10 protein-coding genes and 1 pseudogene are annotated in these 13,987 nt (G+C 44.6%); 6 read left to right on the top strand and 5 right to left on the bottom strand.

The genetic code is table 11. From position 1 onward, the window contains the following. Positions 1–9: 9 nt before the first annotated feature. The 4 genes from H6G17_RS28240 to rppB all read left to right on the top strand — a co-directional run bounded on the left by H6G17_RS28240 (position 10) and on the right by rppB (position 6,862). Positions 10–3,129, top strand: coding sequence for an efflux RND transporter permease subunit (locus H6G17_RS28240; protein ID WP_192161876.1), 3,120 nt, complete (start codon positions 10–12; stop codon positions 3,127–3,129). A gap of 66 nt (positions 3,130–3,195) precedes the next feature. Continuing rightward, positions 3,196–4,656, top strand: a complete 1,461-nt coding sequence (locus tag H6G17_RS28235) for a TolC family protein (protein ID WP_192161875.1) — start codon at positions 3,196–3,198, stop codon at positions 4,654–4,656. Between the two features lie 150 nt (positions 4,657–4,806). Continuing rightward, complete coding sequence (rppA, locus tag H6G17_RS28230; protein WP_192161874.1) at positions 4,807–5,511, top strand: two-component system response regulator RppA; 705 nt, start codon at positions 4,807–4,809, stop codon at positions 5,509–5,511. Next, a complete protein-coding gene (gene rppB, locus H6G17_RS28225) occupies positions 5,468–6,862 on the top strand; it encodes a two-component system sensor histidine kinase RppB (RefSeq protein WP_192161873.1) in 1,395 nt (464 codons plus the stop codon). Before rppA ends, rppB begins: the two co-directional genes overlap by 44 nt. A 176-nt stretch (positions 6,863–7,038) precedes the next feature. On the opposite strand, the pseudogene H6G17_RS28220 reads toward rppB, so the two are convergent. Continuing rightward, positions 7,039–7,584, bottom strand: a pseudogene (locus tag H6G17_RS28220) (CemA family protein); the annotation flags it as partial. Positions 7,585–7,650: 66 nt separating this feature from the next. On the opposite strand from H6G17_RS28220, the gene H6G17_RS28215 reads away from it, so the two are divergent. Beyond that, positions 7,651–8,970: an IS701 family transposase gene (locus tag H6G17_RS28215; protein ID WP_192161872.1), complete on the top strand. Its 1,320-nt coding sequence runs from the start codon at positions 7,651–7,653 to the stop codon at positions 8,968–8,970. Between the two features lie 302 nt (positions 8,971–9,272). Further along, positions 9,273–10,637, top strand: a complete 1,365-nt coding sequence (locus H6G17_RS28210; RefSeq protein ID WP_192161871.1) for an IS110 family transposase — start codon at positions 9,273–9,275, stop codon at positions 10,635–10,637. Here the strand turns inward: H6G17_RS28210 and H6G17_RS28205 are convergent. From H6G17_RS28205 to H6G17_RS28190, 4 genes are all read right to left on the bottom strand, one after another. Continuing rightward, positions 10,561–11,481, bottom strand: a complete 921-nt coding sequence (locus tag H6G17_RS28205) for a hypothetical protein (protein ID WP_192161870.1) — start codon at positions 11,479–11,481, stop codon at positions 10,561–10,563. The genes H6G17_RS28210 and H6G17_RS28205 overlap by 77 nt on opposite strands. 352 nt (positions 11,482–11,833) lie before the next feature. Beyond that, entirely contained in the window at positions 11,834–12,439 is a 606-nt protein-coding gene (locus H6G17_RS28200; protein WP_192161869.1) for a cation transporter, read from the bottom strand. A 496-nt stretch (positions 12,440–12,935) separates the two neighbouring features. After that, the gene (locus tag H6G17_RS28195; RefSeq protein WP_192161868.1) at positions 12,936–13,427 is read right to left on the bottom strand and encodes a hypothetical protein; all 492 of its coding nucleotides are present in this window, start codon (positions 13,425–13,427) and stop codon (positions 12,936–12,938) included. 389 nt (positions 13,428–13,816) lie between these two features. Then, positions 13,817–13,987: sigma factor-like helix-turn-helix DNA-binding protein (locus H6G17_RS28190; protein ID WP_347276479.1), on the bottom strand; the 171-nt coding region annotated here is incomplete at its 5' end.

Genomic DNA, 13,987 nt, shown 5'->3' with positions numbered 1-13,987 from the left:
GAATTAACTATGCTAAATTCCATTGTTAAATGGTCAATTGCCCAGCGCTGGCTGGTCGTCATTGCTTGGATTATTGTGGCTGTGTGGAGCTTTCTGTTACTGCTCCAGATGCCCCTGGACGTGTTTCCCACCTTTGCACCGCCGCAGGTAGAAATCCTTACGGAAGCCCCTGGCTTTGCACCAGAAGAAGTAGAGTCGCTGGTAACTCTCCCGATTGAAAGCGCCATTAATGGTACTCCAGGAGTAGAATCCGTTCGTTCTTCTTCTGGAGTTGGATTGTCTCTAGTGCGAGTTGTATTTAACTGGAGTACGGATATTTATAAAGCTAGACAATTAGTGACTGAGCGGGTACAGCAGGCGCAGGGTAAATTACCGGAAGGTATCGAGCGTCCCGAACTCGCTCCTGTCAGTTCGCCCATTGGCACCATCCTCAAAATTGCCTTCACTGCTGACACTACACCGATGATGGACGTACAGCGGATTGTGAACTGGCAAGTCAGAAACCGCCTGCTGGCGGTACCAGGGGTGACTCAAATTACCGTGTGGGGCGGCGATGTCCGCCAATACCAGGTGCTGGTTGACCCTGCCAAGCTAAGGGCGTTTAACGTCACCCTGGCAGAAGTTACTAAGGCAGTTGAAGAGGCAAATGTCAATGCCCCAGGTGGGTTTTTGATCGATCCAGACCGAGAATTTTTGATTCGGGGGACGGGTCGCTTGCAATCGATCGATCAGTTGAAAAAAGCAGTAGTGACGGAGCGCGATAGCGTTCCCGTGCTGCTCGATAACGTTGCCAACGTGCAGATTGGGGCGGAATTAAAGCGGGGAGATGCCAGCTTTAATGGAAAAAAAGCAGTTCTTCTTGTGGTAAACAAGCAGCCAGCAGCTGATACAGTTACCGTGACAAAAGCCGTGGAAACCGCGTTGGAAGAAATCAAGCCTGGTTTGCCCAAAGATGTGAAAATTGCCACAACCTACGACCAAGAGAGCTTTATTGAAGCCTCTGTCAAAAACGTAGAAGAGTCGCTGCGGGACGGCGTGATTATTGTTTCGGTCGTCCTGATTTTGTTTTTGATGAACTGGCGGACGGTGGTAATTAGCCTGAGCGCCCTGCCCTTATCTCTCCTATTGGGGATGGCAGTCCTGAAGTTGACAGGGGATGGGATCAACACGATGACACTAGGGGGGTTGGTGGTTGCCATCGGCTCAGTAGTGGACGATGCGATTGTAGGTATGGAAAATGTCTACCGTCGCTTGCGGGAAAATCAACAAGAGGGGAACCCTGTACCACCACTACAAGTAGTCTTTGATGCGTCAGTAGAGGTGCGCGTCAGTATCCTGCTGTCATCGGTGATTATTATCGTAGTTTTCGCTCCGATCTTCTTTCTAGAAGGCGTGGAAGGACGAATCTTTACACCAATGGGAGTAGCTTATCTACTGTCAATTATTGCCTCGACGGTGGTAGCACTCACCTTGACCCCAGCCCTTTGTGCCTTAATGCTAGTAAATCGGCAGTTGCGTGAAGAAGAAACCTGGATATCGCGCTTGTCTGCCCGCCTGTATCGTCCGGCGCTGCTGTTCTCGTTGCATCGCCCTAAATTGGTTCTGTTGACGGCATCAGCTGCTTTTGTAGCCTCTATGGTAATTCTAAGCGGAGTGGGACGGGTATTTCTGCCGGAGTTTCAAGAACCTTCACTGGTGGTGGCAATGAACCTTTATCCAGGCGTGTCTTTGGATACGACGAATCGCGCTGGTGCAGTGCTGGAGAATAAATTTAAAGACGACCCCAGATTTACAGCACTCCAACTGCGTCCCGGTCGCGCGCCAGGAGACACAGAAGGAGCAGGAGTTAATTTTGCTGAGTTGGATGTGGAACTAAGCGAAGAGGGCATGAAAGACCGAGAGTCAACGATTGAAGCCCTGCGGACTGAATTTGAAAAACTCCCTGGTGTGGCTGCCAATGTCGGTGGCTTTTTATCTCACCGAATTGATGAAATTCTCTCTGGAGTGCGCTCGGCGATCGCTGTCAAGGTGTTTGGACCGGATCTAGAACAACTGCGGACGCTGGGAGGACAAATTCAATCGGTGATGAGTAGCGTGCCAGGTGTCGTCGATCTGCAACTGGAACCCCAAGTTCCTGTCAAACAGGTTCAGATCGAGTTCGACCGAGATGCCGCTGCTAGGTACGGTTTGACGGTAGGGCAAATTTCCGAAACGCTGGAAACTGCTCTAAATGGACGGGTTGTCTCTCAGGTTCTCGAACAGCAGCAAGTGTTCGATCTGCTGGTGTGGCTGGAGCCAAAGGCGCGGCGAGACCTGCAAACGATTCGAGAGCTACTGATCGATACCCCCGAAGGTCGAAAGATCCCTTTGGCACAGGCAGCACAAGTCGATTATGGCACGGGAGCTAACACGATTAACCGAGAAAGTGTTTCTCGCCGGATTCTTGTTTCTTCTAATGTGGACGGTCGAGACCTCGGTTCCGTGATTCAGGAAATTCGTGACAAGGTTAAGCGGGAAGTGACGCTACCACCTGGCTATTTCATTGAGTATGGCGGACAATTTGAGTCGCAAGAGCGCGCCACGCGAACCTTACTGGCGATCGGCGCTTTGGCGCTAGCGGTCATCGCGATATTGATCTATTTCTCGGTTGGCTCCATTCCTGCTACGGTGATGATTATGCTCAACCTACCCCTGGCGATAATTGGGGGTGTGTTCACTCTAGCACTGAGCGGTGGCATTCTATCCGTAGCTTCGATGGTTGGATTCATCACGCTTTTCGGCGTTGCCATCCGTAACGGACTGTTGTTGGTTGACAACTACAACCATCGACTGGCAGCCGGAGTCCCGCTGCATGACGTGCTGAGCGCGGGGTCAATGGAGCGTCTTGTCGCTATTTTAATGACCGCCCTCTCATCTGCTTTTGGTATGGTACCACTGGCGTTTGGTTCGGGTGTGGGTAGGGAATTGCTACAACCCTTAGCAATGGTTGTTTTGGGTGGTATGTTTACCTCAACTGCCCTGACGCTGCTGGTGATTCCAGCCTTATACGCGCAGTTCGGTAAATTTGTTCTCCCCAAGAAAATTTCTGATGCTGCTCGATCGCGGGTGGCAGAACAATTGAGCACGTAAGATCCCAGCATTTTTCATGACTATTTCATCCCCCAATGGAAGGGTGTTTCAAATTGACAAAAACCTATGTTAAATGCTCGTTTTGTGGTATTGATGATTGTTAGTGCAATCTTTAGTTCTACTCAGACTCTATCCGCGATCGCCCAACCCAAACCAATTGCTCCAACTGTTTTAAAAAGCCAGAAAGTCCAACCGCCGGACTCGCTCGATCCAAGTCCAAACCCGCTCGACCTTCCGACTAGTCCAGAACAAGTTCGATCGCAACAGGCACAGCCAATTACTTTGCGGCAGGCAATTGCCCTGGCACAAAAGAACAATCGAGATCTCCAGGTAGCACGACAAACCTTGCAGCGCAGTCAAGCCGCTTTAAAACAAGCGCAGGCAGCTCAATTACCCACACTAAACACTCAGGCAGAGATTGCCAACGAACGGACTGCCAGAGAGACTCTTGATGACTTGAAGTATCTAAATGAAAAATCCTCTCCTGCTAACGTTCTCAGCGGCACCGTAGAAGTTGGTTACGACATCTTCACTGCTGGTAGAAGACCTGCGAGAATTAGATCTGCCCAAGAGCAGGTACGCCTCGATCGGTTGGACGTAGAGCGACTGAACGAGCAAACTCGCCTCGATGTCACAAATGCCTACTACGATCTACAAGAAACCGACGAACAGGTACGAATTGCCCAGGCTGCTGTTACTAATGCCCGCAGGAGTTTACAAGATGCTATTTCATTAGAAGAAGGCGCTTTGGGTACTGGATTCGATGTCGTGCGTGCCAGAGTGCAGTTGGGCAATGCAGAGCAGGAACTCATCGACGCTCAAAGCCAGCAAGACATTGCCCGTCGCCAATTGGTGCAATTGTTGAGTTTGAGTGAGACAGTAGATGTAAGTGCTGCCGATCCAGTACGACAAGCAGGAGAGTGGAAGCTATCGCTGGAAAACAGTATCGTGCTGGCGTATAAAAACAGAGTAGAGCTGCAACAACAGCTAGCGCAACGGAGAATTGCCCAGCAGCAAAGACGAATTGCTCTAGCTGATGTAAGACCGCAGGTCAGTCTATTTGCCAATTATCAAGTGTTGGATGACTTTAATGACGAATTTGGTTTAAAAGATGGATATGCAGCAGGAGCCAGACTGCGCTGGAATTTCTTTAGTGGCGGAGCTGCTAGATTTGGTGCAGCACAAGAGGATGCCAACCGAGCGATCGCTGAAACCCGTTTTGCTCAAACTCGCAATCAAATTCGTTTTCAAGTCGAGCAGGCATATAAAAACCTCCAGGCAAATGCTCGCAGCATTCAAACTGCCAGCGCTGCATTGCAACAGGCTCAAGAGGGTTTAGAAATTGCCCGCGTGCGCTTTCAAGGAGGAGTTGGTACTCAATTAGACGTAATTGCTGCCGAAAACGACTTGACGCGAGCGGATGTGAATCGGCTTAATGCAATTTTGAATTATAACCGCGCTCTGGCAACGCTACAACGCGCCGTTAGTAATCTTTCTAAAAGTAAATTCACCAACTTTTCTCAGTAAATAGAAGAAAGCAGGAAAGGCAATGCAATCGCCAGTAGCTTTTCTTATACCCTTGAAGTTTTACAGGATTTGAAATGCGTTCAATGGAAAACATGACTGGAACTCAAACGCATCTTCATAGAAACGACGGCTAAGACGAAGTAGGTTGTTATGCGGATTCTATTAGTCGAGGATGAGCCAGACTTAGGTGATGCGATTAGGCAAAAGTTAAAGCAGGAACGGTATGTTGTTGATTGGGTTTTAGATGGCGATGAAGCTTGGATGTATTTAGAATCCTACTGGACAGAATATACACTAGCTATCTTCGACTGGTTACTGCCAGGGCTATCGGGCTTAGAACTGTGTCGGCGGCTGCGGCTGCGGAATAATCCGATACCGATTTTAATACTAACTGCTAAATGCGATCTCAGAGATCGAGTGACTGGGCTAGATGCAGGGGCAGATGATTACCTAGTGAAACCGTTTGGCATGGCAGAACTGCTGGCACGGTTGCGGGCATTGCAGCGCCGATCGCCTCAGATCCAACCCCAGCAACTTCAGGTCGGCGATTTAATCTTAGATTACGGCACTCACACTGTCTGTCTCCAGAAGCAAAGCGGTGACCAGCAGTTTCTTTTACTAACACCAAAGGAATTTCAACTGCTAGAATGTTTCATGAAGCGCCCTAACCAGGTGATCGGCGGCGAGCAAATTGTCAAGCTGATTTGGACGGCAAGTACAGAACCAACTAGTAATGTTCTAGCAGCCCAAATCCGTTTGCTCCGGCGCAAACTGACAGAAATTGGCAGTAGTTGCTCGATTGAAACTCTCTATGGCATGGGATACCGTTTCAACATCATCCTCCCTCCAGAATAAGCTATTTCTACTGACTCGCTGGCGACTGGCAGGAATATATGCTAGCGTTGTCGGGCTGATTTGTGTTTTAGCTGGATTTATTCTTTATCACGCGATCGCCCATACACGTCTGGCAGCTTTAGATCGAGAACTGGAGTCTGTAGCAAGTACGCTGCACGATAGCCTCGAACCAAGCGTAGTTTACCCTAGTCGCGTAAAACCGGAGGACGCTCAAAGAATTCTACCGAGTATATGCACGGATGGGATAAGCTGCTTAACGCAAACAGCAGCGCCCAAGCCTCATTCTACAGGTGTCTTTTACCAAAGCAACTACTACCTACGTTTACTGGACACCTCTGGAAGCCTGGTTGCCGTAGCAGGTTTTCACCCTACGGGGCTGCCAATTTTGCTAGAACCGGACACTTGGCAAATTCTCCAAGACCGCAATGGTCAGCGTTATCGTCAAATTTCTTTATCTATTCATATTAATAAGAATCTGCTTTGGGGATACATCCAGGTGGGGCGATCGCTGGAGGATTTCGATCAGTCACTTGCTTACTTGCGATTAATTCTATTAGCAGGGATACCAATCGGCATCATTGCGATCGGAGCTTCAGCTTGGTGGTTTTCAGGACTAATTATACGACCTATTTATAATTCTTATTTAAAAATGCGACAGTTTACAGCTGACGCTGCCCATGAATTGCGGACTCCCATAGCAACGATCCAAGCTACTATAGAAAACAAAAGCCAGATCGAGCCTTGGTCCGAGCAAGAGATAGAGAACTCTCTAACAACCATCGAACGTCAGAATATTCGCCTTTCTCGATTAGTTGAGGATCTTTTGTTACTTTCGCGCATGGAAAATCCGGCAAAAACATTGCACAAACAGCAAGCGTTAGTAATGAAACTTAGTTCCTGTAATTTAAACGAACTAGTCAGTGATGTAGTAGAGGGATTTTCCATTCTAAAAATTGCCGCTACTTTAAAGCTAACAGCTGATATACGGGTACGCCAAGCCCTTTACGTTACTGGAGATGAAGAGCAACTAGGTCGCTTAATTTCTAACCTCGCGAGCAATGCGATGCAGTACACCCCCCCAGGGGGTAGAGTCACGATCGTTCTAGACCGACACGAGCATTATGCCGTTATTCAGATCGTAGACACGGGCATCGGCATTGCTTCCGAACACCAGGCTCGAATTTTTGACCGCTTCTATCGGGTGAATAGCGATCGCTCTCGCCAGTCGGGGGGTACTGGATTAGGTCTAGCGATTGCTCAAGCGATCGCCCAAGCACATCATGGCAGCATTCGGGTTCAAAGTGAGTTGGGCAGGGGAAGTACGTTTACTGTTCGGCTACCCTTAAACTAAGGCATTGCTGCATGAAACTAAGGCGTTAAGTCAATTCACGTCTGAGGAGTTGCTTGCGATCGCAATTTGATTTTGTACCTTAGCGCGAAACCCTCTTAGTAATTCCTTTTCTTTCACGCTGCTAATGAATTTAGATCGTTCGTCGGGCTAGGGTTTCAATCCACTGTGGGTTCATCTTATTCATTCATGTTGCGGTAAGTAGCCACTGCCGAGGGTGAAATACGGTTAAGATAACGAAAGATCCAATACTTGAAGATTGCATCCATGACCACTGGAAAGGTGGCTATGAACATAAAAACAAAATCTTTATTTTCTGGAAGACCGAAATGCTTTAAGGTGTTTTCCAAGATTACTTCCCAACCATGAGAAGAGTGAAAGCCGACAAATAGATCGGTAAGCAGGATAATTAAAAACGCTTTGGCAGAGTCGCTTAGTCCATAAACTATCTCGTCAATAAAAGATTTAAATATTGCTATCTGTCGTTTTCCTATTACAAGTAAAGCCACAAACGCAGCCACTGATAGTAGATCGGCAAAAATACTTTTAAGTGCATTATTACTTTCAAGTTTGTATTTTTGAGCTAGTTCAGAAGCTTTTTGTTTTAGTTTTTCTTCTGTAATTTCTGGAGTAAGTGCTAGGGTTTTTCCAGCTAAAAAATCAAAGCGAAGTTTTTCTTCAAAAATTTTTAGCTCATTAAGTGCTCTTTCTTCCTGAGAAGAGTTTACCCTCTTTTGTTACACTTGGAGGAGTAAAATCAGAGAAAAAGCGTTGTAAGCTAAGCGAGTCAGATGATTGAGCCAAGAACAGCAGTGCCAACGGTAGGATTTATTGACGAATACTGCCAATATTACCGAAATCTGTTCCCAGACGTGAGAAATTTTGAAGCGTTCAAATTTCTGCATTTAGGAATGATTTCGGAGGTCAAGAGAAAATCATTACCTGCAATTGCGCGTGCCGTTGGTCTTTCGGATGGGCAAGAACTACATCATTTTCTGCGAGATACACCTTGGGATACTAAAGCGTTTCACCAGATGCGACTGCGGTTAATCAAAGCGACTATTGGAGATGAACCAATAATCTTATGCATAGATGAAACGGGGGATGAAAAAAAAGGCAAAGCAACAGATTATGTAGCCAAACAGTACATTGGTAATTTAGGCAGAACAGCAAATGGTATTGTCTCTGTTAACGCTTATGCAATAGTTGACAATATTACTTATCCATTGAGCTTTAGAATCTTCAAACCACGTCATCGACTTCAGGAAAAAGATGTATACAAAACCAAACCACAGCTAGCAGAAGAAATTATTCGAGAACTCATAGCATTTGGATTTAAATTTCAACTAGTTCTAGCTGATAGTTTGTATGGTGAGAGTGGGAATGTAATTGGAGTTTTAAAAGAGCTAGAGTTAAATTTTATTGTGGCGATTCGCAGTAATCATGGAGTTCTCGTCGCTCCAGGGCAGCGTGTTCGTTACAACACTTGGCGTGCCTACCAACAGAACTTATCTCATCACCAACCGGAAAGACGCTATATTCGGGAAATTATTTTTGGCAAGCGGCGCAGCATCCGTTATTACGAAATTACCAAAAGTGATACAAAAGACCCCAAAGCAGATACTTGGTTTATCATGACTAATTTACCTGGAAATATTCAGCTTACTATCGGAAATCTCTACAGCTTGAGAAATTGGATTGAGTATGGTTTTAAACAAGTAAAAAATGAATTGGGTTGGGCAGATTTTCGCTTGACAGATTATGCTAGCATCGAGCGGTGGTGGGAAATCATTTTCAGTGCTTACTTATTGGTGAGTTTACACGCTCAAGCTTTTAAAGATGAGGTCATTAAGCAAAACCTACAAATAAACTCTAGACTGTTGGAATTTACTGGAAAATTTGAGCAACACCCTTACTGGGAGTCAGGTATTAATTGGAAAAGTGCTTTAAATAACTTAAGGCTAATTATTCAGCCCTATATCTTTTGGCATTTAATTGAACCTTGGTTGAGGGTATTTCCGATTCCTGGGATGAAACGAGGTTTCTCGAAACTAATAGAGATTATGAATGATTTTCGCGCTGTTCCTGTAGAGTCTGCTATGGCAAGTTAGATATCTCTTTTATTTTACTAGGTTCGTAGTAACAAAAGCTGTTCACGAGCAATTCTGCTCGGAATGGTCAAAAGAAATAGAATCAGTTTTGTCAAAGCCACCTACACTAGTTGTGTGCCTTGGCAGTTAAGACCGTTCCCTCACTGGTGCTTTGTCGCCCGTACAAAAGCTTGGTTCTGGACTGCGACGGGGATGACATTGGCGAAGTGAGTTGAATCACTATCCCGTTTAGGAGACTCTTGATATCCGTCAATCCAGGCAAGGCACACTTATCATTCAATGCAGGGTGTAAAGGAGTGCAAATGCGTATAAAACAGCAGTCTTCCTCAACGCTGGAGCCAATTCATTCTCGTGCGGCGGGGATTGATATTGGTTCCCAAACTCATTGGGTTTGTGTTCCAACAGATTGTGATGCCAACAATGTGAGAAGTTTTGGCTGCTTTACAGCTGATTTACACGCATTAGCAGATTGGTTGCAAACGTGTGGGATCAAGACTGTTGCGATGGAATCTACAGGGGTTTACTGGATTCCGCTGTTTCAAATTTTGGAAACACGCGGTTTTGAGGTCAAATTAGTGAATGCCTATCACGTCAAAAGTTTGCCTGGTCGCAAAAGTGATGTGCTGGACTGTCAATGGTTGCAACAGTTACATAGCTATGGCTTGTTGGCAGGGTCATTTCGTCCGGCAGACTCTGTCTGTGTCCTACGCAGCTACATCCGCCAACGAGACAACCTCATCAAGAGTGCCTGCGTGCATATTCAACGGATGCAGAAAGCATTGACCCAGATGAATGTGCAACTACACCAAGTCGTCAGCGATCTAACTGGTACTACTGGCATGGCAATCATCAGAGCGATTGTGGCAGGAGAACACAATCCTCAGACACTAGCTGCCTTGAGACATCATCGCAGTCAACGCAGCGAAGCTGAAATTGCTCAAGCCTTACAGGGCGATTACCGCCGAGAGCATTTGTTTGTGCTACAGCAGGAATTGCAGCTTTACGATGCTTATCAAACACAAATTGCCGCTTGCGACCAACAAATTGAGCAGTGTTTATCTGAATTTGATGCCAAGGTTGATTTAGTGGAGCAGCCATTATCATCTTCCAAACATAAACGACACAAACCGCAAGACAATCAACCTGCTTTTGATTTACACACTCATCTGTATCGTATGAGTGGGATTGACTTTACTCAAATTGATGGCATGGGAGTCTTGACCGTGCAAACTATCCTCTCGGAAGTAGGACTAGACCCCAGCCGCTTTCCAACAGTTAAGCACTTCACTTCCTGGCTAGGACTGTGCCCAGGTAGCCATATCACAGGAGGAAAAGTCAAAAGTTCCGCCACGCGGCAAGTTGTCAATCGGGCTGCCAATGCCTTTCGTATGGCAGCTCAAGCTGCTGGCAAGAGCCATTCCGCATTAGGTGCTTTTTACCGCCGATTACGTACCCGTTTGGGTGCGCCGAAAGCCATTACTGCTACTGCTCACAAGCTTGCACGCATTTTCTACCACCTCTGGTCCTCTGGTCAGGACTATGTTGACCTAGGAGAAAACTACTACGAGCAACGGTATCGTGAACGCATGGTCAACAGCCTTCAGAAAAAAGCGCAAGCATTAGGTATGGAACTGGTCGCTCAACCCGTTGTGGAGACGATTTCTTAGGAGAGGGGTTTAAATAAATATTTGATTGGTTGTTATTCCAAAATGAATTTACTAAAGGATTTATTATAATACCTTTAGCTAGCTGATTGATTAAAAAAGGTACTAGAATCAGAATTAATAAATAACGTATAGAAACGACGGTTCGATACCGAGAACGGCGGCACTCTTGAATCACCTCAGCTTCTGCGTTCGGGTTCAAGTTCCTCTTCAATTTTTCTATAGTTAGACCAATGGAACGGGGAATAACGCTAGGTTCATTAAGCGATGTCACTGATGCCGATTTTTTTTCTGAAATTTGTTTATTAAATTTATTTTGCAGTGCTTGAGTCTTTTTAATAGAAGCTTGTTCGCTAAGCTGAGTTAAGGAAATGTCGCTAGCTATCTCATTTGATTGAGGTATTAGCTCGCAATCTACTTTATTTTTTGGACTTAAAGATTTGTATTTAATAAGGATTTCCTCAATAAGATTTAGTTTTTCTATTGTTTTACAAGTAATAGCTTTTACTTCTATAGTCTGACGATCGCATGTTATGCTCTCTCGTTCTAGTTCAAAAGTATTTGAATTTTTACTAGAAGAAATATTTACAAGGGATACGTTGAGAATAGAGCGGCTTAGCTTAAATTCTGATAATCTGGTTTGAGCAATTTGTAAATATTTGGACAATTCAGATTCGATATAGTTAACAACACTATCGTTATAATCATTCAGTGATGAGAATTGCTCACCCCTAAAGTACTCATTTTCTATCCTTTTTATCTCAAGTGCTGCATTATAAGCTGCGTTCAGAGAACGTTCAGGGGTTTGCCACAGCCAATTAATAGCGTCATGCCAATACTTTTTCATAAGAAAAAGAACGTAATTTTTCAAATGATAAATGATTTCTCACTCCCTTCTCACTGAATGGAGCTATTAATCAATATATTGACAGAATTCTATGAAATAAAAATGAAATTTTTGCTTATTAAAGGACTCTATATCTAAAAATCCTTTGTAGAATTTTTTGCAATTGTAATGCACCACTTGGAAATAACTTAGTAACTGGAAGTTTCTAACAGTAATACTGTAGTTATGTCTCTCGGTACACTAAGCTTTAACACAACAGTTCTAGATAGAATGAGAGAGTAAGGATATAGATGAAGGGTACTGATGCAGGAGATCTACAACTGTAGTACTGTACGCTTTTGTCTGATGCAGCTCATCGCCTTGCTCCAGAGCGTGACTCTCGTGCAGCATCGCGCAGAATGTCAATTCCGCCCTTCATGACGATCGCAGCAATTGCGGCACTGACAACCAGATCGGGCCACGGTTGACCCAGCCAGGCAACCAGCCCACCAGCGACCAGAATGCCCAGGTTAGAGACGAAGTCGTTAATACTAAAGGTTTGGGCTGCTCGGAGGTTTACATCGGCATTTTTCAGGGGCTTTAGCAGTTTGAGGCTGAGCAGATTTATTGCCGTCGAGATCGCGCTCATTCCGATCATGACAATTCCAATAGGCTCGGTGCCTGATATGACACGACGGGCCGCGTCGCCTAGAACTCCGATTGCGAAAACGATCAGAAGCACGCCCGATACACGCGCTGCTACAACTTTCAGCCTTGGCGATCGCCCGATCGCAAAAAGACTGATTGCGTAGACAGCACTGTCGGATAAGTTGTCCAAGGCATTGGCGATCAATCCACTGGAATCACCCAGTAAGCCAGTTATGAATAGCGAAAGCGACAGTGCTAGATTCAGTCCCAGAACCTGAAATAGAACGCGGCGCTTTTGTGGTGTCGTCGCATCAGCGGCTTTGTCATTCATGTGGATTTAAGGATGGATACTGTTTAGATTTGTTATTTACCGCTAAATTGATAACCCAATTTCATAGCATTTTATAAATAGTTCAATTACTAGGTCGTGCATCAACTCTGTTTTGGAAAAGCAAATTGTTTTCCGTACAAGTTGCTAATGACAAACCTGTATTGAGAGCAATGCTGATGATAAAAGCACGGTTATAATTAGCCTATCTGTGGTCTGTGGTTATGTCCGCGACTGTTCTGTGAGACATGCTTTTCTAGCGATCGCCAGCTTTTAATAAATTAACATCATCAACGATTAAGCTAAAGCCAAAAATTGCCTCCAAACTCAACCTTTAAAGTTAAATCTTCTAAACCCTAGAAGCTGAACGCGATTTTAACTAGTCGAAGCACACGTCATAATTCTGGTAAGGTTTTACCGAAAAAGTATGCTGCATTTATTTACTAGCTTGAGATCGAGTAACAAAATTGAAATAAAACTTCTAAAATTACTAGTTAAACTAAAATGTGCGAAATCGAGCTACACCTACAGGAATTTCTGAATCATTACCAACAACTTTAGCTGAGAGGCTATATATAGAATCTGAACCAAAAGTTGGTTGCTTGACTTTATTAAGTTCGACTAAGAGCTTCGTGTTAGAAATATCATGTCTAGGAAAAACTATAATGATTCTTCTGTCATTAACAGAAACATTGGTATTAATTTTTCGACCATTGCGATCGGATATATTAATGTCATTGCTCACAGCCACAGTGGATGGAGTATCAATGATAAGCTGAGAAAGGGCACCGATATTTTTGGGAATATGTATTTGAAAAGCATGTTTAACAATCCGCCAACGAGTAGTAGGAGATTGTAAATTATTTTCAACGTTAAAAACTCTACTATCATTTGTATTTGTGTTTATATTTCCGCTCGCGTAGCTAGCTGAAATAGAAGCTACAATAGCTAGAATCAAGCTAGCGAGAGGGTAAATTAATATTTTTTTCATCTCACACCTTGAAGAAATTAGCTCGCTTGAAGATGAGTTAACCATTTGCTAAGCAGCTTAACAGAGAAAGATGAAATCAAGATGAAATTTTGCCTAAAGTCACAATTATTTTTGGACGGGGTACTCATCCCATATTGAAACAAGAATCTGTTGCTTTACTCACAAAGAGCTGAAGCTAAAAAAATAGCGGCTTGCTAAACACTGCTACCTAGCATAAACCGAAGCCTTGCTCGAAAGTTACTTCATCAGTTTTTATAGCTAATCGACAGAAATCGGTAGTACCATCCCTTTTTCATAGTATCTGCACCCGCGACAACTACTGTAGATATTGAACTTAGGTAGTTTGGTAGACGTTTACGATCTATTAAATGGACTATGCAAAACTCTAGTTAAATAATTAAGTATTTATCCACATCAGCTTTGCATTTGCGGAGTTTAGCTAAGGCTTCTTGTTGAATCTGCCGCACCCGTTCGCGACTAAAGTTAAGCCGCTCGCCTATATTTTTCAGTGAAAGTGCTCGTCCATCTTCTAGACCAAAACGCAAGCTCAATACCTGCTG

The sequence above is a fragment of the Chroococcidiopsis sp. [FACHB-1243] genome (genome assembly GCF_014696895.1).
Classification (GTDB): domain Bacteria; phylum Cyanobacteriota; class Cyanobacteriia; order Cyanobacteriales; family Chroococcidiopsidaceae; genus Chroococcidiopsis.
Note: the sequence above shows the minus strand (reverse complement) of the source record. Positions and strands in the feature narration are given on the sequence as shown.

Excerpts from the sequence above, each read along its gene's own strand:
- H6G17_RS28240 (WP_192161876.1), top strand. The coding sequence starts at position 10 with ATGCTAAATTCCATTGTTAAATGGTCAATTGCCCAGCGCTGGCTGGTC.
- H6G17_RS28235 (WP_192161875.1), top strand. The coding sequence starts at position 3,196 with ATGTTAAATGCTCGTTTTGTGGTATTGATGATTGTTAGTGCAATCTTT.
- rppA (WP_192161874.1), top strand. The coding sequence starts at position 4,807 with ATGCGGATTCTATTAGTCGAGGATGAGCCAGACTTAGGTGATGCGATT.
- rppB (WP_192161873.1), top strand. The coding sequence starts at position 5,468 with ATGGCATGGGATACCGTTTCAACATCATCCTCCCTCCAGAATAAGCTA.
- H6G17_RS28215 (WP_192161872.1), top strand. The coding sequence starts at position 7,651 with ATGATTGAGCCAAGAACAGCAGTGCCAACGGTAGGATTTATTGACGAA.
- H6G17_RS28210 (WP_192161871.1), top strand. The coding sequence starts at position 9,273 with ATGCGTATAAAACAGCAGTCTTCCTCAACGCTGGAGCCAATTCATTCT.
- H6G17_RS28205 (WP_192161870.1), bottom strand. The coding sequence starts at position 11,481 with ATGAAAAAGTATTGGCATGACGCTATTAATTGGCTGTGGCAAACCCCT.
- H6G17_RS28200 (WP_192161869.1), bottom strand. The coding sequence starts at position 12,439 with ATGAATGACAAAGCCGCTGATGCGACGACACCACAAAAGCGCCGCGTT.
- H6G17_RS28195 (WP_192161868.1), bottom strand. The coding sequence starts at position 13,427 with ATGAAAAAAATATTAATTTACCCTCTCGCTAGCTTGATTCTAGCTATT.